Raw genomic sequence first — 17834 nt, forward strand, 5'->3', positions numbered from 1 at the left:
CACCCCGATGCGACGATCGGCCGGGGCGGCCCGCCCTCTTCCCCCGCTCAGGCTTGCGCGCCCGGGTGGGATCAGGTGGAGTCGTGGAACTCGTGGACCAGTCGGATCGGGCCGACGAGGTGGGCGTTGAAGAGGTCGAGCTCTTCCGCCGGCACCCAGAGCTCCAGGATCGTCCGGCCCCCGGCCTGCCGGACGGGGTAGCGGGTGAGGAAGTCCGACTCGACCTCGAACCGGGTGACGTAACCCGCCCCGTCGAACCGGACGTTCCATTCCCGGGCGATCGTGACCGCGTACCCCTCGTCGAGGACCGGGTAGAAGATCGGCTGCTCGGGCAGGCGCGGCGGCCACGCGCGCCACCCCGACTCCTTGACCAGGTCGAGCTCCGCGGGACCGGTGGGGCGCCAGAGGGTGGTGGTCGCTCGTCGGCCGGTCATGGCTCTCTCCGCACGTCGGGGACCGCCGAAGCGGTGGTCCGGGGCCGGACGATACCGGTCGGCCCCCGCACGTGACCACGCCGTTTCCGGTGTCGAGCGCCCCGACCCGGGGGGCCCGCCACCACCTGTTGCCGCTCGTCGCCCTCCTGGCGCCCCCTGGTAGCTCTCGGCGGCCTCGAACCGGCCCGCGTCAGGGGCTCCAGGGCTCGACCTGTTCCAGCGGTTCGAAACGGGCAGCCCCCTCGATGACCGGAGCGTGGAGCTCGCCCTTCAGAGCGGCCCACAGGAAGTCGGTGAAGCTCATCTCGAACACCGCCCACTCCCCCATCTCGACCGCCACAGCCCACTCACCGGCAACCGGGCCGGGCACGAGGAAGACGGTGTTTCCGGAGATGCTTCGCGCGATCGGTACGAATCCATTCTCCGCGGGGTGTACCGGACAGGGATACATCTCGGGGTCCTGACGGGAGAGCTCGCCGTACGCGGTGGAGGTCTGCTCCCACAGGGACGACAACCGCAGACCGGCTGCCCGGGGGTGGAAGAGATCGAGCTGGTCGTTGACGCGCCCGGGTCCGTACGCCGAGACGAAGCGCTTGTAGTCGTCGGGGAGCCCGGCGCCGTATGCGGCTTCGGTCTCCCTCCACTCCCGCTCGACATCGCCGTTGACCAGCGGCGCGCCGAACAACTCGCCGAAGCGGGAGAGTTCCACCGGATGCCCCTTCCCTTCCACGCACAACGGCCGGGACGGCCGGCCAGGGGGCGGAGCCTACCGGCAGGGCGGGAACGGGGAGTACTGCTTCACCAGGGGGGTGCCGGGAGCGCGCCACTCCGGGCTGGCAGAATCTCCGTCCGTGTCCCCCACCCCCTCACTCACCCCCTCACTCACCCTGGCCCGCGTGGGCACGGTGCTGCACGCTTCCAGCATGGTGACGGAGGCGGAGTTGCGCGGAACTCTCGCAGCCGCCGCCGGATACGCCGACGAGCCGCTGAATCCGTACGGAACGGCCCGCGCCCTCGAGGAGTTCGGCGCGGCGGTCTCCGTCCACGGCGACGACATCGACTCCCTCGGCGAGGGGTACGCGGAGCTCCTGGCGCGGGCCGCCCGGGTCGCCGGTGGTTCGGTCGCCATCACCGGCGTACGACTGGTGCGGGGCGAGGCCGGATTCGCCGACGGACGCGCGGACGTGGTGGAGTTCGACCGGGACGGCGTGCGCGTGTCCGTCCCCGCCGAGCACTTCGCGGACGACTACCTCGACCACATCGCCGCTTGCGAGGCGGTGGCCCGGACCGTTCACCGCGACGACCCCCGCACATGGCGGTCCGTGGACTTCCCCCGCGATCCGCACGCGACGTACGACAGCATCATGGTGCTGGCCACGCCCGACCAGGCGGAGTCGTTGCGAGCACGTCTCGGACTCCGGATCGGCTGACGGCCGTCGCGCTACGCCCGTCCCGGAGCAGCGCGCGCGTCCCGGAGCAGCGCGCGCTTCCTGGTCGGCGGCCGGCAGGACGGTGAGCCCGTTCGACGGTCCTCCGTCGTGACACCCCGTGGTCAGCCCTCGCCGTCCCCCGGGACCCTGAACTCCATCAGAAGGTGCTCGTCCGTGCTCGACACCTGCTGGAAACCGGCTTTCTCCCAGGCGCGCACCGCGCGCGTGTTCCCCCGGGCGGGGTCGACCGTCACGCGCCGCCACCCGAGGTCCCCGACGAGGTGCGCGAGGAGCGCGCGAGCGGCGTCCGGCCCCAGGCCCCGGCCCCGCGCGGCCGGTCCCAGCACCATGTCGATGCCACCCTCGGCCGCCCCGCCGTGCCAGTACTGCGCGTAGCCCACGGGCGTTCCCTCCGCCCGTACCCGTACGAGGAAGGACTCCACGCGCGGTCGGCGCCGTCCGACGTACTTCTCGGCCACCTCGTCCCGTGTTTTCGGTACCCCGTCCCAGTGCTCGAAGAAGGCCGGCGTGGCGAACCATCCGGCCAGCAGGTCCACGTCGTCCTCGGTCGTCGGGACGAGACGGGTCAGTACGCCGTCGAGAGCTGCTCCCCCGGCCATGGTTCTCTCCCCTTCCGCTGTCGGACACCCGGCCCGTACCTACCCCAGGAGTTCGGCCGGCAGCCCGCGTACCCGTCGCTCGATCCCGTCCATGAGGGGCGGACCGCCTCGGCGCCCTGTCCGGCGGGGTCGTCGAGCCGCCGGGCGAGGCGGCGCCCGCCGGGGATCACCGGGCGGGTGCCACGCCCAACTCCCGACATAATCACCGCTTCCCCGTCCCTTTTCGGCCGCGAGTTGACCGAGGGCATTGTTCTGCCCAAAGATCGGCCCTCATGAAGCGGACCCCCTCCCAACTCGCGGCCCTGATCGGCCGCAACGGCGCGATGGCCCTGGTCGCCCTCCTGCTGCTCGTCGCCGGCGGGTGGACCTCGTGGGAGTCCGCGCACCACATCATTCTGGCCAAGGGGCGCGAGCACGGCACGCTGACGGTGACCGGCTGCGGCGAGGAGACCTGCACCGGTCCGTACGCCCCCGACGCCCAGTCCCCGCCCCGCTCGGGCGTGATCGTCGAGCGCTCGGTGGCGGCCCGGCGCGGCGACGCGTTCCCGGTCGTACTGAAGCCCGGCACCGCCGAGGCCGTACGGACCGGTGTCCCCGGATTCCTGCACGCCTGGCTCCCGTTGGGCGGCGCGCTGCTCCTGGCGTCCCTGGTCCTGGGCGGCGGCCTGCGCCTGACCCGTACGGCGTGGGCGGTGGGGGTGGCGGGCGCGACCCTGCTGGTGGCGACGTTCCTCGCGCTCTGAGGGGGAGACGCGGTGCTCCGCCCTCCCGTACCGCACCCGAGGTCGCAGACCACGTCCCTCGCGCCCTCTTCCCTTGTGTCGCAAGGGCGTTGGAGAATCCGCGCATGAATTCGCCTGCGCCAGAACCGACCGCCGACGCGGCTGCCGCGTACCTCACGGCACTCCACCAGCGACTGACGACCGACGGGTGCACGGTCAGGACGTCCGACTGGAAGAACCACCCGTCACTGACCGGCTACCGCGCCGACCGCAAGGCCCGCTGGTTCGGGACGAGGGTCGAGCTGTTCGTCTTCGCGGCGGCCGTCCCCGAAGTCGACGTGGCCCTCCTGAACGATTTCACGACGTGGGCCATGCAGTACGCGAAGAGCGTGCGCGGCGGGATGCCCGGCGCCCGCAACGTGGCGCAGGTGCTCCCCGCACTGGTGAGCTCCCGCGTGCAGCCCGACGCGGCCCGGTGGGCGGCCCAGGACGCCCGCCTCCTCGGCACGACACTGATCAGCCGCCCCCACACGGTGGAGATCACCCCCGGCGCCCCGCGCACCACGGCGTACCGGGGCGGAACCGCCTGGGGCGGCATGTTCACGCGCCACACACTGGAGAAGGCCGCCCTCTACTTCCCGTGAACCCGGACGCCCCACGGGCCCGGGCTCCTTCCGCGGGTCCGGCGGCTTCCGCCGACGCACAGGTGCCCCCGCCCGGACGACACGTCCGGACGGGGGCACCTGTGCGCGAGCGGGCAACGACCTCTGGATCAGCCGGTGTTGCGGAGACCCGCCGCGACACCGTTGACGGTGAGCAGCAGGGCCCGGGCGAGCAGCGGGTCGGCTTCCTCGCCGGCCGCCGCGGTGTCGCGCTGGCGCTTGAGGAGGGCGACCTGGAGGTAGGAGATCGGGTCCAGGTAGGCGTCGCGGATGGCGAAGGTCTGCTGGAGGACCGGGCTGGTGCCGAGGAGTTCGGCGTTGCCGGTGATCCGCAGGACTTCCTGCACCGTGAGGGCGTGCTCCGCCTCGATGGTGTCGAAGACGTGCTTCAGCTCGTCGGGGACGAGTGTGTCGACGTAGTGGCGGGCGATGCGCAGGTCCGTCTTGGCCAGCGTCATCTCGACGTTGGACAGGAAGTTCTGGAAGAAGTGCCACTGGCCGTGCATCTCGTCCAGGACCGTGTCGAGACCGGCCTCGCGCAGGGCCTTGAGGCCGGAGCCGACGCCGAACCAGCCGGGGACGATCTGGCGGGACTGGGTCCAGCCGAACACCCACGGGATGGCGCGCAGTCCGTCGAGGCCCATACCCGAGTCGGGGCGGCGCGAGGGCCGCGAGCCGAGGTGGAGTTCGGCGAGCTGGTCGACCGGGGTGGAGGAGAGGAAGTACGCGGGCAGGTCGGGGTCCTCGACGAGCCGGCGGTACGCGGAGTGCGCGGCGTCGGAGACGGTGTCCATCGCCGCGTCCCAGCGGGCCAGCGCCTCGTCGGACTGGCGCGGGGCGGTGTGCAGGGCGGAGGCCTGCAGGGTCGCCGCGACGGTCAGTTCGAGGTTCTCGCGGGCGAGCGCGGGGATGAGGTACTTGTCGGAGATGACCTCGCCCTGCTCGGTCACCTTGATCTCGCCCTCCAGGGTTCCCCAGGGCTGGGCGAGGATCGCGTCGTGCGAGGGGCCGCCACCGCGGCCGACGGTGCCGCCGCGGCCGTGGAAGAGGCGCAGCCGTACGCCGTAGCGGTGGGCGACGTCGCGGAGCCGGCGCTGGGCGCGGTGGATCTCCCACTGCGAGGTGGTGATGCCGCCGAACTTCGAGGAGTCGGAGTAGCCGAGCATGACCTCCTGGACGTCGCCCCGCAGGGAGACGAGGCGCCGGTAGGAGGGGTCGGCGAGCATCTCGTCGAGGATGACGTCGGCGGCGCGGAGCTCGTCGGTGGTCTCCAGCAGCGGCACGATGCCGATCTTCGCCCAGCCGCCGTGCAGGTCGAGGAGACCCGCCTCACGGGCGAGCACGGCGGCGGCGAACACGTCGTCGGCGCCCTGGCACATCGAGATGATGTACGACTCGATGACCTCGGGACCGAAGCGCTCGAAGGCCTCCCGGATGGTGTGGAAGACGCCGAGGGTCTTCTCGCCCGCCGCGTCCAGCGGAGCCGGGGTCGGGGCGAGCGGACGGCGGGAGCGGAGCTCCTTGGCGAGGAGCTTCTGCCGGTAGTCGCGGGGCATGTCGGTGTAGCGCCAGGACTCCTCGCCGAGCCGGTCGAAGAGCTGACCGAGGGCGTGGTGGTGGGCGTCCGCGTGCTCGCGCACGTCCATGGTGGCGAGCTGGAGGCCGAAGGCGCCCAGCGTGCGGATGGTGCGGTCCAGCCGGCCGTCCGCGAACAGGCCACCGCGGTGCTCGCGCAGCGAGGTCTGGATGAGGGTGAGGTCGGCGAGGAGCTCGGAGGTGCCGAGGTAGTCGCAGCCGGGGCGGTGCGGGGTGCCGTTGGCGAGGCGCTCGCGGGTGTTGACGAGCTTCTGCCGGATGCAGGTGGCCTTGAGGCGGTAAGGCTCCTCGGCGTTCAGCCGCTTGTAGCGGGGGCTGATCTCCGGGAGACGCTCCAGGTCGGCCTGGAGGGATTCGAGCAGCTCTTCGGTGGCGCCCGTGTAACGGATGGAGTTGGAGAGCAGACCGCGCAGGTGGTCGATGAGTTCGAGGGCGTCACCGATGCCGTGCTCGTGCTGGAGGATCAGCACCTCCCAGGTGACGGCGGGCGTCACGTTGGGGTTGCCGTCACGGTCGCCGCCGATCCAGGTGCCGAAGGTGAGCGGGCGGGTGCCCGAGGGCAACGGGACGCCGACGCGCTCCAGTTCGGCCGAGAGGTCTTCGAGGACGTCGCCGACCGCGCCCGTGTGCAGCTCGTCCAGGTAGTAGATGGCGTTGCGGGCCTCGTCGGCGGGCTCCGGGCGGACGACGCGCAGCTCGTCGGTCTGCCAGATGAGGTCGATGTTCTCCGCGAGCCGCAGGTCGACGCGGCGCCGGTCGGCCTCGATGACGGGCGTCTCCAGCAGGGCGGCGATGCGGCGGAGCTTGTTCAGCACCGAGCGGCGGGCGGCCTCGGTGGGGTGGGCGGTGAAGACGGGCCGCACGTTGAGGTTCCGGACCGTCTCGCGCAGGTGCTCGGGGTCGGCGTCCTTGAGGAGGTCGGCGGTACGGGCGAGGAGCCCGCCCTCCGCGGCACGCCGGTCGCGCATCTCGTGGGCGCGGTGCACCTGCTCGGTGACGTTGGCGAGGTGGAAGTAGGTGGAGAAGGCGCGTACGAGCTGCGCCGCGGTCTCCAGGTCGGTGTCCCCGAGAAGCTCGGCCGCCGCTTCGCCGTCCGTGCGGGTGAGGGCGCGAACGCGTTCGACGAGTTCGAGGAGTTCCGGGCCCTCCTGGCGTACCAGGGTCTCGCCCAGCAGGTCGCCGAGGCGACGGATGTCGGCCCGCAGCTCGGGGCTGGCGGCAGGGGTCTGGTCGGCACTGCTCACAGTGTGCGGCTCCTTGCAGTGGTAGAGCACGAGTCCGGGGCCGACGGCCGCAGCGGTGCTGTTGCCACCCCCCGGGACGAGCGGGGTGCGGACCGCGCTGTCCGACTCTCCCAGGATATGTGTCACCGGCCTCGGCGCGTCCGGTGGCCTCACAGGGTGGGACGGCGGAAGCGATCGGCGGCCGGAGCCGTACAGGCTTTACCCGTACGGGGGCAGGAGATACCACGAACGGCGCACGGAACGTGGTCTGGTGGTGTGGGCCGCGTCACTGCGGTACCTACGATCCCGTAGCTTACGGACCCGTAGCCAAGGCCGATTCCGATTTGCTCCTCACCCCCCGGGGGACCACATGACCATCAGCCCCGACCTGACCGACCAGCCGGATCAACCGGCCGTGCCGGCTTCCCCTCCCTCCGCCACGCTGGGCGGCGACAGCAAAGGGTCGATCGAGCAGATCGCCCTGCTGCTCTTCATCGTGGTGCCGTTCGCGGCTCTGGTGGCGGCGGTGCCGCTGACCTGGGGCCACGGCGTCAGCTGGCTCGATCTCGGGCTGATGGTGGCGATGTACTACATCGGCTGCCACGGCGTGACGATCGGCTTCCACCGCTACTTCACGCACGGTTCCTTCAAGGCGAAGCGCCCGCTGCGCATCGCGCTCGCCGTCGCGGGCTCCCTCGCGGTGGAGGGCCCGCTGGTGCGGTGGGTCGCCGACCACCGCAAGCACCACCGGTTCTCCGACGCGGAGGGCGACCCCCACTCCCCGTGGCGCTTCGGCGAGACGCTGCCGGCCCTGACGAAAGGGCTGTGGTGGGCGCACATCGGCTGGATGTTCAACGAGGAGCAGACCCCGCAGCAGAAGTACGCCCCCGACCTGGTCAAGGACCCGGCCATGCGGGGCATCTCGCGCCACTTCCTCACCTTCACCATCATCTCGCTGGGCATTCCCCCGCTCGTCGGCGGTCTGGTCACGATGTCCTGGTGGGGCGCGGCGACGGCGTTCTTCTGGGGTTCGCTGGTCCGCGTCGCGCTGCTCCACCACGTCACCTGGTCGATCAACTCGATCTGCCACGCGGTCGGCAAGCGCCCCTTCAAGTCCCGTGACAGGTCGGGGAACGTGTGGTGGCTGGCCGTGCTCTCCTGCGGCGAGTCCTGGCACAACCTGCACCACGCGGACCCGACGAGCGCCCGGCACGGGGTGATGCGCGGCCAGATCGACTCCAGCGCCCGTCTGATCCGGTGGTTCGAGCAGCTCGGCTGGGCCTACGACGTCCGGTGGCCGGACGCCGACCGCATCGACTCACGACGCAAGGAGTCCCGGCGGGAGGCCGCGTCCGCCGACGCGGCATGATGGGGAGCGTGGCGACCGACGGCAGCACGCGCAGCGAGAAGAGCAGTCCTCCCCCCGTGCGCCGGACCCGGCGGGTCCGCATGACCGGGAAGGAGCGGCGCGAGCAGCTGCTGGACATCGGTCGCACGCTCTTCGCGGACAAGGGGTTCGAAGGGACCTCGGTGGAGGAGATCGCGGCCCGCGCCGGGGTCTCCAAGCCGGTGGTCTACGAGCACTTCGGCGGCAAGGAAGGCCTCTACGCCGTCGTGGTCGACCGGGAGATGCGCCGACTGCTGGACATGGTGACCGGCGCCCTCACCGCGGGCCACCCGCGCGAGCTGCTGGAACAGGCGGCGTTCGCGCTGCTCGACTACATCGACACGTACACCGACGGCTTCCGCATCCTGGTCCGGGACTCCCCGGTCGCCCAGTCGACGGGGACCTTCGCCTCGCTCATCAGCGACATCGCCACCCAGGTCGAGGACATCCTGGGCATGGAGTTCGAGGCCCGGGGCTTCGACCAGAAGCTGGCCCCCCTCTACGCGCAGGCTCTCGTCGGGATGGTGGCCCTCACCGGCCAGTGGTGGCTGGACGTCCGCAAGCCCCGCAAGGCGGAGGTGGCGGCGCACCTGGTGAACCTGGCCTGGCACGGCCTGGAGAACCTGGAGTCGAAGCCCCGGCTGATAGGGCACCGCAAGAGCTGAGGCATCCGTGGGTGTCCGAGAAGGGTCCCGCCGTCCGCGAGGGTGGCGGGACCCTTCTCGTACGGGGACGTACGCCGCCCCGGGGAAGTCAGCCGTGCAGCCAGACCCGCAGCGGGCCGGCCGGGGTGAAGCCGTGGCGCCGGGCGGTGTCCAGGTCCTCGCCGTGTTCGTAGCCGACCACGGGCAGGCCGGGGAAGAGCCGGTGCGCCGCGTCCAGGGCCCCGGGCCAGGCCGCGTCGGCGCCGCCGTCCCGGGCGAAGACGTTGGAGAGGCCGAGGACGCTCCCACCGCGGGCGTCCTCGCCGGGGCCTCCCTCACCGCGGCTCGCCACCGCCCCGGCGGTGACCGTGCCGTCCGCCGCGCGGGCGGTGAGCAGGAAGGTGCCGGGGTCGTCGAGGAGGGCGGGCCGGAAGAGGTCCGCGTTCCCGTCGCCCCCGTCCCAGGCGTGCGCCCAGGCGCGTACGGAGTCCGGGTCCTCCGCCACCTCCCAGGGGACACCGGAGAAGGCGGTGGGCGGACCGGCCGGGCGGTGGATCCACTCGGCCTCGAACAGCACCCGGAATCCGGCCGCCGTCAGATCGAGGTCGGCGAAGCTGTCCTTGACGGTGGCGCCGGGCGTGGTGAGGTCGATGCGCCCGACGACGCCGGCCGGATCGGCTCCGGGGAGCAGGGTCACCGCGTCGGGGTGGTACAGCGGGGTGCGGACCGGTGCCGCCCATGCCTGCGCACCGAACTCGCCCGGCACCCCGTGCGTGCGGCTCATCACCGCGCACCAGGCGGCGTTGTTCCGGGCGGACTTCTGGACCAGGGAGGGCTTCGTCGTCGTCACGGGGACGGAGCCTGCCCCGGGGCTCCCTGATCCGTCGAGCAGTTTTCGCCGCTCACCCGTCACTCTTCCGGGCGACTGCGAAGATCCGCCGGAACGGGAAGACCGTGCCGTTCCGGCCCGGCGGGTAGGCGGTGCGCAGCAGGTCGCGGTAGGCCCCGAGGAAGGCGTCGCGGGCGTCGGGGTCGTCGGCGAGGGCGGCGAGGACCGGGCGCAGGCTGGTTCCCGCGGTCCAGTCGAGGACCGCGTCCTCGCCGTGCAGCACCTGGAGGTAGGTGGTCTCCCAGACGTCCACCCGCGTACATCCGGCGGCGGCGAGCAGGTCGTGGTAGGCGGCGGGTTCCAGGACCGCGTCGTCGTGGCGGAGGAGTCCGGCGAGGCGGCCCCGCCAGCGGGGGGACTCGGTGAGTCCGCGCAGCAGGACGTGGCTGGGGGCGGTGAAGTTGCCGGGTACCTGGAAGGCGAGGGTGCCGCCGGGGGCGAGGCCGTCCAGCCAGGCGGGGAAGCGGCCGGCGTGGCCGGGGACCCACTGGAGCAGGGCGTTGGAGACGATCAGGCCGTGCGGCTCCGCGGGGGTCCAGAGCGCCGCGTCCGCTTCGGCGAAGTCGACCGTGGCGGTGGCGCGGGAGCGGGCCTCGGCCAGCATCGGCGGGGAGTTGTCGTAGCCGGTGATCCGCGCGCCGGGCCACCGGGCGGCGAGGAGGAGGGTGACGTTGCCGGGGCCGCAGCCGAGGTCGGCGATGCGGGGGCGGGGGCCGCCGGGGAGGTCGCCGATCCGGGCGAGGAGATCGAGGAAGGGGCGGGCGCGGTGCGCCGCGTGGTGGAGGTACTGACCGGGGTCCCAGCCGGGTTCGCTCATGCCGCCAGCATCCCTCCCGACTATCTTGACGTCAAGACACTTGAGACCAAGAGACTTCATGTCGACAGACCCTCTACACTGATCGACATGGAGGATGAGGTCGACCGTCTGGTCGCAGCATGGCGCCGCGAGCGCCCCGACCTCGACGTGGAACCACTGGAGGTCCTCAGCCGGGTGTCCCGCCTCGCGCGCCACCTCGACCGGGCCCGCCGCATCGCGTTCTCCGAGCACAGCCTGGAGCCCTGGGAGTTCGACGTCCTGACGTCGCTGCGCCGGGCCGGCGCCCCGTACCAGCTCTCCCCCGGCCAGCTGCTGACCCAGACGCTCGTCACCTCGGGCACGATGACCAACCGCATCGACCGGCTGACCAAGAAGAACCTCGTGGAGCGCCTCCCCGACCCCAGCGACCGGCGCGGAGTGCTGGTCCGGCTGACCGCCGAGGGGCGCGACAAGGCCGACCAGTCACTGGCCGGGCTGCTCGACCAGGAGCGCGCCATCCTCGGCGAGCTCTCCTCGCGTCAGCGCGGGGAACTCGCGGACCTGCTACGCCAGTTGACCGCCCCGTTCGACAACGTCCCCGGCTAGGCCGCGTCCGGCGATTCGCGTCGGACCGGCGGGCGGTGTCCGGTGCGGTGCCGCGCAGTCCGCGAGGATCGCCCGCGCACGGGATGTGTACGGGCGGTCCGACGACGCCACGGGATGCCGCGTCGGGTGCCAGGCGCCCGACGGGAAGGGTCAGACACGGTCCAGCGGCGTCAGGTCCACCGGACCGACGCCCGCCCGGCGGGCCAGTGCGACCGCGGCCAGCGTCGAGTGCACCCCGAGCTTGCCGAGGACGTTCTGCATGTGCGTACGGACCGTGTGCGGCGAGAGGTAGAGCCGCTCCGCCACCGCCTTGCGCCCCAGCCCCGCGACCATGCAGCACAGCACCTCACGCTCGCGCGGGGTGAGCGACTCCACCAGCAGCTCGCTCTCGGTACGGTGCTTGCGCGCGGCCGTCAGCTCCCGCAGCACCCCGGTGAGGAGGGCGGGCGGCAGATGCGTCTCGCCCCGCAACACCCCGCGGATGACCGTCAACAGGCGTTGCAGGGAACAGTCTTTGGCCACCCAGCCGGAGGCTCCCGCCTGGAGCGCCGCCGCCGCCCGGCGCGGATCGTCCCGCTCGGCGAGCACCACCGTGCGCACCGCCGGCCGGCTCTCGCGGACCCCGGCGACCAGGGCGATGCCGTCGACCGGTCCGCCGCCCTGGGGCGGGACCGCTCCGGCCGCGCCCAGCACCCCGCCCAGCTCCGCGTCGACCAGCATGACGTCGTAGCCGCGGCCCTCGGTGGCGGCGCGTTCCAGGCAGCGCAGCGCGGCCGGGCCGCTGCCGGCGGCTGCCACGTCCACGTCCGGCTCGGCGGCGAGTGCCGCGGCGAGCGATTCGGCGAAAATGCGATGGTCGTCGACCACGAGAACCCGGATACGGGCCACGTCTACCCCCCAGTGGGACGGTCCCGGTCCGACGTCCTGAGGCCGGACCCGGGTGGGGACGCGTCGAGGCGGTCGTGACGCCCGAGTCCCGCAGGGGGAGAGCCGCCCGCACGGACCCGCCGCGCGCGCCGAGCCGCCACCTGCGCCCGGGTGCCGCACCGCCCCTCTCGGCCCCTGAACGGCACCGGCCCCCACCGGTGCTGCCCATCAGCGTACGGGCGTACGGAGGGCCGGGAAGGCCAAACGCGGAAGTGACCGTCCTCGGCGTTCAGGGGGTGCTTCCTGGCCGTTGTGGGACGGATGGGGGACGGAAGTGGACGAACGGGGGCGGATTCTGTGCCGGTCCGGGCCCCTGGCCGGGCACACGCGCGGCAGAGCGCCGGGAGCCGGCCGTGGGGCCGGTCCCGGCGCTCTGCCGCGCGGATCGGGTGCGGGTGCGGGCAGGCCCTCAGGCCAGGCGGCGTGCGCCCTGCGAGGGGACCGCGGCGAAGACGCCCGGGGCGGCGTGGCCGGCCGCGGCGAAGGCGTCGAGCACCGAGGCGGTGACCGCTTCCGCGTCGGCCTCCTCGACCAGCACGATCGCCGAACCGCCGAAGCCACCGCCGGTCATGCGGGCGCCGAGCGCCCCGGCCGCGTTCGCGCTCGCCACGGCGAGGTCGAGCTCCGCGCAGGAGACCCGCAGGTCGTCACGGAGCGAGGTGTGGCCCTCGGTGAGCACGGGGCCCGCCGCACGCACGTCGCCGGAGTCGAGCAGGGCGATGACCCGCTCGACCCGCGCGTTGTCGCCGACCACGTGGCGTACGTAGCGCACCACGGACTCGTCCGCGCCGGCCGCCTTCAGCCGGTCGAGGGCGTCGGGGAGGTCCTCGTACGCCAGCTCGCGCAGCTTGCCGAGCGAGAGCAGGCGGGCGCCCTCCTCGCAGCCGGCCCGGCGCTCGGCGTAGGCGCCGTCGCCGAGCGCGTGCTTGACACGGGTGTCCACGACCAGCAGCCGCAGCCCGTGGGCGGCCAGGTCGAAGGGCACCTGCCGCACCGCGAGGTCGCGGGTGTCCAGGTGGAGGGCGTGGCCCTCGGTGCAGCAGGCGGAGGCCATCTGGTCCATGACACCGCAGGGCACGCCGACGAAGTCGTTCTCGGCGGCCTGGCCGAGGACCGCCAGCTCCGCCGCGCTCAGGCCGAGGCCGAAGAGGTCGTTCAGCGCGAGCGCCACGACCACTTCGAGGGCGGCGGACGAGGAGAGCCCGGCGCCGGTCGGCACGGTGGAGGTGACCTGGATGTCCGCGCCGGTGATCTCGTGCCCGGCCCGCCGCAGCGCCCAGACGACACCGGCCGGGTACGCGGCCCAGCCGTGGCCCTCGTGCGGGGTCAGGCCGTCGAGGGCGAGCTGCACGATGCCGCCGGGGACGTCGGTGGAGTGCAGGCGCAGCTGTCCGTCGGTGCGGCGGGCGACGGCGGCCCGGGCGGTGTGCGGGAGGGCGAGCGGCATGACGAAGCCGTCGTTGAAGTCGGTGTACTCGCCGATGAGGTTGACGCGCCCGGGGGCGGCCCAGACGCCTTCGGGCTCGGTGCCGTACAGCGCGCGGAAGGAGGCGACGAAGTCGGCCTGGTCCGTCGGACCGGTGGTCGCGACGGTTTCGGCGGTGGTGGCCCCGGTGGTTCCGGTCATGATGCGGAGGTCTCCTCTCGGCGGGCGAACGCCCAGGCGTCCGCGACGATTCCGGCCAGGCCGGGGCGGCTCGGCGTCCAGCCCAGGCGCTCGCGGGCGGTGGCGGCGGAGGCGACGAGGACGGCCGGGTCGCCGGCGCGGCGGGGGGCGGCGGTCTCCGGGATCGGGTGGCCGGTGACCTCGCGGACGGTCTCGATCACCTGGCGCACCGAGAAGCCGTTGCCGTTGCCGAGGTTGCAGATGAGGTGCTCGCCGAACGTGGCGGCACCCAGCGCGAGGAGGTGGGCCTCGGCGAGGTCGGCGACGTGGATGTAGTCGCGGACGCAGGTCCCGTCGGGGGTGGGGTAGTCGTCGCCGTAGACGTTGATCGACGCGCGCTCGCCCGCGGCGACCTGGAGCACCAGCGGGATGAGGTGGGACTCGGGGTCGTGGCGCTCACCGGTGTTGCCGTACGCGCCGGCCACGTTGAAGTAGCGCAGCGAGACGGCGGCCAGCCCGTGCGCCGCGGCCTCCCCGGTGATCATGTGGTCGACGGCCAGCTTGGTCGCGCCGTACGGGTTGGTGGGGGCGGTCGGGTCGGTCTCCGTGATGGGGCTGGAGACCGGCTCGCCGTAGGTGGCGGCCGTCGAGGAGAAGACGAGGGTGCGCACCCCGGCGTCGCGCATCGCGGTGAGCAGCGCGGTGGTGCCGCCGACGTTGTTGAGCCAGTACTTCTCCGGGTTCACGACGGACTCGCCGACCTGGGACGACGCGGCGAAGTGCAGGACGGCGTCGTAGGAGGCGTCGAGCCACTTCGCGGCGTCCTGGATGCGTCCCTCGATGAACTCGGCGCCCCGCGGGACGCCCTCGCGGAAGCCCGTGGAGAGGTCGTCGAGGACGGTCACGGCGTGCCCGGCCTCCAGCAGGTGGGTGGCGACCACACTGCCCACGTACCCCGCGCCACCGGTCACCAGGTACTTCTTCGGGGTGCTGCTCACTTGCCGGCCACCTCTCGCAGTCGCTGGGCCGCGCTCTCCGGCGGCACGTCGTTGATGAACGCTCCCATGCCGGATTCCGATCCGGCGAGGAACTTCAGCTTGCCGGTGGTCCGCCGGATGGTGAAGAGCTCCAGGTGGAGGGCGAACTCCTCGCGTCCGGGGGCCCGGAACGGCGCCTGGTGCCAGGCCGCGATGTACGGGGTCGGGGGCTCGTCGGGGCCGAAGATCCGGTCGAAGCGCCTCAGGAGTTCGAGGTACATCCGCGGGAACTCCGTGCGGGCGGCGTCGTCCAGCCCGCGGAAGTCGGCGACCCGGCGGCGCGGGTAGAGGTGGACCTCGTAGGGCCAGTGGGCGGCGTACGGCACGAAGGCGACCCAGTGCTCGCCTTCGAGGACGACCCGGTCGCCGTCGGCGAGTTCGCGGGCGACGACGTCCTCGAAGAGGTTGCGGCCGGTCTCCGCGCGGTGCGCGACGGCGGAACGCACCATCAGTTCGGTTCGGGGCGTCACGAAGGGGTAGCCGTAGATCTGGCCATGGGGGTGACCGAGCGTCACACCGATCTCGGCGCCGCGGTTCTCGAAGCAGAAGACCTGGGCGACCTGGTCGAGTTCGGCCAGTGCGGCGGTGCGGTCGGTCCAGGCCGCGAGGACCAGGGCGGCCTGGTCGTCGGTGAGATCGGCGAAGGAGGAGTCGTGGTCGGAGGTGAAGCAGACGACCTCGCAGCGACCGGAGTCCCCGGCGAGCGAGGGGAAGCGGTTCTCGAAGACCACGGCGTCGTACCGGTCGTCGGGGATCTCGCTGAGCCGTCCGTCGCGGGAGGGGCAGAGCGGGCACTCGTCGGCCGGCGGGTGGTAGGTGCGGCCCTGGCGGTGCGAGGCGATGGCGACCGCGTCCCCGAGGAGCGGATCGCGCCGGATCTCGGACGAGCTCACGACCGCGTCGAGCGGCCGCCGGTCCACCGCGTCCCGCACGACGTCCTCGGCCAGGTCGTAATAGATCAGTTCCCGACCGTCGGCGAGGGTCGTTGCCGTCTTCTTCACCAGGTTCCTCCAAACATAACCAAACACAACTAACCACAAACCAACAGAGGCGTCAATGACGTAACCCTTTGTAAGCATTCTGATTCACTGTGTGCGTTTTAGTGGAGATCCGTTTCCTTATAACGGGTCATATCGCCCCTCTGCATCACGATCAAACAAAGAACATCAGTCGAGTCATTCATTTATTGAATGCATGGGCGTAAGTTTCCTCAGGTTCAGTTCGCGCAACGAAGCGAGTACCCCCCATGAACTATCTGGCTGAAGGGCTTCGGCTCCCCACGAACGGCCTCGATTACACAATCCTGGCCATCTACTTCGTCGTGGTCCTCGGCATCGGCTTCGCAGCCCGCGCCAGTGTGAAGACCAGCCTCGACTTCTTCCTCTCCGGCCGCTCGCTGCCCGCCTGGGTCACCGGACTGGCCTTCGTGGCCGCCAACCTCGGCGCCACCGAGATCCTCGGCATGGCGGCGACCGGCGCGCAGTACGGCGTCTCGGTCGTCCACTGGTACTGGATCGGCGCCATCCCGGCCATGGTCTTCCTCGGCCTGGTGATGATGCCCTTCTACTACCGGTCGAAGGTCCGCTCCGTCCCGGAGTTCCTGCTCCAGCGGTTCGACAAGTCGGCCCACGTGCTGAGCTCGGCCCTGTTCGCGTTCGCCGCCATCCTGATAGCCGGCGTCAACCTCTACGCGCTCTCGATCGTCGTGGAGGCGCTGCTGGGCTGGCCGAAGTGGTTCGCGATCATCGTCGCGGGCATCTTCGTCCTGCTCTACATCACCATCGGCGGACTCTCCTCGGCGATCTACAACGAGGTGCTCCAGTTCTTCGTCATCCTCGCCGCGCTCATACCCCTGACCGTCCTGGGTCTCAAGCGCGTCGGCGGCTGGGACGGGCTGAGCGACTCCCTGACCAAGACGCACGGGTCGAACTTCATGTCCGCCTGGAGCGGTACGGGCATCGGTGACTCCAACGCGCTCGGCGCCAACTGGCTGACGATCATCCTCGGCCTCGGCTTCGTCCTCTCCTTCGGTTACTGGACGACCAACTTCGCCGAGGTGCAGCGCGCCCTGTCCGCGAAGAACCTCTCGGCCGCGCAGCGCACCCCGCTCATCGCCGCGTTCCCGAAGATCTTCATCGTCTTCCTGGTGATGATCCCCGGCATGGTCGCCGCCGTCGTCGTCCCGAACATCGGTACCGACCGCTCGGACCTGACGTACAACGACGCCATCCCGCTGCTGATGCGCGAACTGCTCCCGAACGGCGTCCTCGGCATCGCCGTGACCGGCCTGCTGGCCGCGTTCATGGCCGGCATGGCCGCCAACGTCTCTTCGTTCAACACGGTGTTCACCACGGACATCTGGGCGCGGTACGTGCAGAAGGACAAGCCGGACGCGTACTACCTGAAGTTCGGCCGCGGCGTCACCGCCGCCGGTGTGCTGGCCTCCATCGGCACCGCGTTCATCGCGTCGAGCTTCTCGAACATCATGAGCTACCTGCAGACGCTGTTCTCCTTCTTCAACGTCCCGATGTTCGTCGTCTTCATCATCGGCATGTTCTGGAAGCGCGCTTCGATGAAGTCCGGTGTCTGGGGCCTGGTCGCGGGCACCACGGCCGCGATGGTCAACTACTTCGTCTTCTACAAGCAGGGCGTCATCGGCATCCCGACCGACCAGGGCGCGAACTTCGTCTCCGCCATCGTCGGCTTCGTCGCCGGTGCGGTCGTCATGGTCGTCGTCACCCTCTTCACCGCTCCGAAGCCGGAGGCCGAACTGGCCGGTCTGGTCTACGGCACCGAGTCCCCGGACGCCCCCGAGGTGCCGGAGGAGTCCGACGCCGCGTGGTACCGCAAGCCGGCCCTGCTCGGCTGGGGCGCGATCGTGATCGCCGCCGCCTGCTACGTCCCCTACTCGTTCTGATCGGAGGAACCACCATGTCCGAGCTGCACAAGGAAGTCTCCGACCTGGAGAGCAAGTCCGCCACGGCGGCACGCCTCTTCGACATCAGGCGGATCATCGGCGGTCTCTTCGTGGTCTACGGAGTCATCGTCACCATCGCGGGCATCAGCCCCTCCGACGCCGACCTGGAGAAGGCCCAGGGAGTCAACATCAACCTCTGGACCGGCCTCTCGATGCTGGTCCTCGGGCTGCTGTTCCTCGTCTGGATGTGGCTGCGCCCGACGCAGGCGCCGGTCGAGCCCGTCGAGCCGGGCGGCCCCGCCGGTCACTGACCGGCCGCGCCTCCCCCGGTCTCCGCA

At 71.6% G+C, this 17834-nt stretch carries 18 protein-coding genes; 8 read left to right on the forward strand and 10 right to left on the reverse strand.

Going from position 1 to position 17834, the window contains the following annotated elements:
* Window positions 1-71: 71 nt before the first annotated feature.
* Window positions 72-434, reverse strand: a complete 363-nt coding sequence (locus PZB77_RS12045) for a hypothetical protein (RefSeq protein ID WP_275492584.1) — start codon at window positions 432-434, stop codon at window positions 72-74.
* Between the two features lie 190 nt (window positions 435-624).
* Window positions 625-1143, reverse strand: coding sequence for an SMI1/KNR4 family protein (locus PZB77_RS12050; protein ID WP_275492585.1), 519 nt, complete (start codon window positions 1141-1143; stop codon window positions 625-627).
* A gap of 142 nt (window positions 1144-1285) precedes the next feature.
* Between PZB77_RS12050 and PZB77_RS12055 the strand changes: the two genes are divergently transcribed.
* The gene (locus tag PZB77_RS12055) at window positions 1286-1864 is read left to right on the forward strand and encodes a hypothetical protein (RefSeq protein ID WP_275492586.1); all 579 of its coding nucleotides are present in this window, start codon (window positions 1286-1288) and stop codon (window positions 1862-1864) included.
* Between the two features lie 122 nt (window positions 1865-1986).
* Here PZB77_RS12055 and PZB77_RS12060 read toward each other — a convergent pair whose 3' ends face one another.
* On the reverse strand, window positions 1987-2484 hold the full coding sequence (locus tag PZB77_RS12060) for a GNAT family N-acetyltransferase (protein ID WP_275492587.1): 498 nt from the start codon (window positions 2482-2484) through the stop codon (window positions 1987-1989).
* A gap of 272 nt (window positions 2485-2756) precedes the next feature.
* Here PZB77_RS12060 and PZB77_RS12065 point away from each other — a divergent pair, with 272 nt between their 5' ends.
* Window positions 2757-3227 (forward strand): hypothetical protein, encoded by a 471-nt coding sequence (locus tag PZB77_RS12065; protein WP_275492588.1) that lies wholly within the window; start codon window positions 2757-2759, stop codon window positions 3225-3227.
* A gap of 104 nt (window positions 3228-3331) precedes the next feature.
* Window positions 3332-3850, forward strand: a complete 519-nt coding sequence (locus PZB77_RS12070) for a hypothetical protein (protein ID WP_275492589.1) — start codon at window positions 3332-3334, stop codon at window positions 3848-3850.
* Between the two features lie 128 nt (window positions 3851-3978).
* Here PZB77_RS12070 and ppc read toward each other — a convergent pair whose 3' ends face one another.
* Window positions 3979-6708 carry a phosphoenolpyruvate carboxylase gene (gene ppc, locus PZB77_RS12075; protein ID WP_275492590.1) on the reverse strand — a complete coding sequence of 910 codons (2730 nt, stop codon included), beginning with the start codon at window positions 6706-6708 and terminating at the stop codon, window positions 3979-3981.
* 349 nt (window positions 6709-7057) lie between these two features.
* On the opposite strand from ppc, the gene PZB77_RS12080 reads away from it, so the two are divergent.
* Together PZB77_RS12080 and PZB77_RS12085 are read left to right on the forward strand one after the other, a co-directional pair.
* Window positions 7058-8056 carry a fatty acid desaturase gene (locus PZB77_RS12080; protein ID WP_275492591.1) on the forward strand — a complete coding sequence of 333 codons (999 nt, stop codon included), beginning with the start codon at window positions 7058-7060 and terminating at the stop codon, window positions 8054-8056.
* Complete coding sequence (locus PZB77_RS12085; protein ID WP_275492592.1) at window positions 8053-8739, forward strand: TetR/AcrR family transcriptional regulator; 687 nt, start codon at window positions 8053-8055, stop codon at window positions 8737-8739. Before PZB77_RS12080 ends, PZB77_RS12085 begins: the two co-directional genes overlap by 4 nt.
* 88 nt (window positions 8740-8827) lie before the next feature.
* On the opposite strand, the gene PZB77_RS12090 is transcribed toward PZB77_RS12085, so the two are convergent.
* Window positions 8828-9568, reverse strand: coding sequence for a hypothetical protein (locus tag PZB77_RS12090; RefSeq protein WP_275492594.1), 741 nt, complete (start codon window positions 9566-9568; stop codon window positions 8828-8830).
* 52 nt (window positions 9569-9620) lie between these two features.
* Window positions 9621-10424: a trans-aconitate 2-methyltransferase gene (locus tag PZB77_RS12095; protein ID WP_275492595.1), complete on the reverse strand. Its 804-nt coding sequence runs from the start codon at window positions 10422-10424 to the stop codon at window positions 9621-9623.
* An 87-nt stretch (window positions 10425-10511) separates the two neighbouring features.
* Between PZB77_RS12095 and PZB77_RS12100 the strand changes: the two genes are divergently transcribed.
* On the forward strand, window positions 10512-11009 hold the full coding sequence (locus PZB77_RS12100) for a MarR family transcriptional regulator (protein ID WP_275492597.1): 498 nt from the start codon (window positions 10512-10514) through the stop codon (window positions 11007-11009).
* Window positions 11010-11159: 150 nt separating this feature from the next.
* Here the strand turns inward: PZB77_RS12100 and PZB77_RS12105 are convergent, their stop codons facing one another.
* From PZB77_RS12105 to galT, 4 genes are all read right to left on the reverse strand, one after another.
* Window positions 11160-11897: a response regulator transcription factor gene (locus tag PZB77_RS12105; RefSeq protein WP_275492598.1), complete on the reverse strand. Its 738-nt coding sequence runs from the start codon at window positions 11895-11897 to the stop codon at window positions 11160-11162.
* 448 nt (window positions 11898-12345) lie between these two features.
* Window positions 12346-13563 carry a galactokinase gene (gene galK, locus PZB77_RS12110; protein WP_275492599.1) on the reverse strand — a complete coding sequence of 406 codons (1218 nt, stop codon included), beginning with the start codon at window positions 13561-13563 and terminating at the stop codon, window positions 12346-12348.
* A complete protein-coding gene (gene galE, locus PZB77_RS12115; protein WP_275492600.1) occupies window positions 13560-14540 on the reverse strand; it encodes a UDP-glucose 4-epimerase GalE in 981 nt (326 codons plus the stop codon). The genes galK and galE overlap by 4 nt, the downstream gene beginning before the upstream one ends.
* Entirely contained in the window at window positions 14537-15580 is a 1044-nt protein-coding gene (galT, locus tag PZB77_RS12120) for a galactose-1-phosphate uridylyltransferase (RefSeq protein WP_275492601.1), read from the reverse strand. Before galT ends, galE begins: the two co-directional genes overlap by 4 nt.
* A gap of 245 nt (window positions 15581-15825) precedes the next feature.
* Between galT and PZB77_RS12125 the strand changes: the two genes are divergently transcribed.
* Window positions 15826-17496 carry a sodium:solute symporter family protein gene (locus PZB77_RS12125; RefSeq protein WP_275492602.1) on the forward strand — a complete coding sequence of 557 codons (1671 nt, stop codon included), beginning with the start codon at window positions 15826-15828 and terminating at the stop codon, window positions 17494-17496.
* A gap of 14 nt (window positions 17497-17510) precedes the next feature.
* Window positions 17511-17807: a hypothetical protein gene (locus tag PZB77_RS12130; RefSeq protein ID WP_275492603.1), complete on the forward strand. Its 297-nt coding sequence runs from the start codon at window positions 17511-17513 to the stop codon at window positions 17805-17807.
* Window positions 17808-17834: the final 27 nt, after the last annotated feature.

Origin of the sequence: Streptomyces sp. AM 2-1-1 (assembly GCF_029167645.1) — a bacterium.
Lineage (GTDB): Bacteria > Actinomycetota > Actinomycetes > Streptomycetales > Streptomycetaceae > Streptomyces.

Excerpts from the sequence above, each read along its gene's own strand:
- PZB77_RS12045 (WP_275492584.1), bottom strand. The coding sequence starts at position 434 with ATGACCGGCCGACGAGCGACCACCACCCTCTGGCGCCCCACCGGTCCC.
- PZB77_RS12060 (WP_275492587.1), bottom strand. The coding sequence starts at position 2,484 with ATGGCCGGGGGAGCAGCTCTCGACGGCGTACTGACCCGTCTCGTCCCG.
- PZB77_RS12065 (WP_275492588.1), top strand. The coding sequence starts at position 2,757 with ATGAAGCGGACCCCCTCCCAACTCGCGGCCCTGATCGGCCGCAACGGC.
- PZB77_RS12070 (WP_275492589.1), top strand. The coding sequence starts at position 3,332 with ATGAATTCGCCTGCGCCAGAACCGACCGCCGACGCGGCTGCCGCGTAC.
- PZB77_RS12080 (WP_275492591.1), top strand. The coding sequence starts at position 7,058 with ATGACCATCAGCCCCGACCTGACCGACCAGCCGGATCAACCGGCCGTG.
- PZB77_RS12085 (WP_275492592.1), top strand. The coding sequence starts at position 8,053 with ATGATGGGGAGCGTGGCGACCGACGGCAGCACGCGCAGCGAGAAGAGC.
- PZB77_RS12095 (WP_275492595.1), bottom strand. The coding sequence starts at position 10,424 with ATGAGCGAACCCGGCTGGGACCCCGGTCAGTACCTCCACCACGCGGCG.
- PZB77_RS12100 (WP_275492597.1), top strand. The coding sequence starts at position 10,512 with ATGGAGGATGAGGTCGACCGTCTGGTCGCAGCATGGCGCCGCGAGCGC.
- galK (WP_275492599.1), bottom strand. The coding sequence starts at position 13,563 with ATGACCGGAACCACCGGGGCCACCACCGCCGAAACCGTCGCGACCACC.
- PZB77_RS12125 (WP_275492602.1), top strand. The coding sequence starts at position 15,826 with ATGAACTATCTGGCTGAAGGGCTTCGGCTCCCCACGAACGGCCTCGAT.
- PZB77_RS12130 (WP_275492603.1), top strand. The coding sequence starts at position 17,511 with ATGTCCGAGCTGCACAAGGAAGTCTCCGACCTGGAGAGCAAGTCCGCC.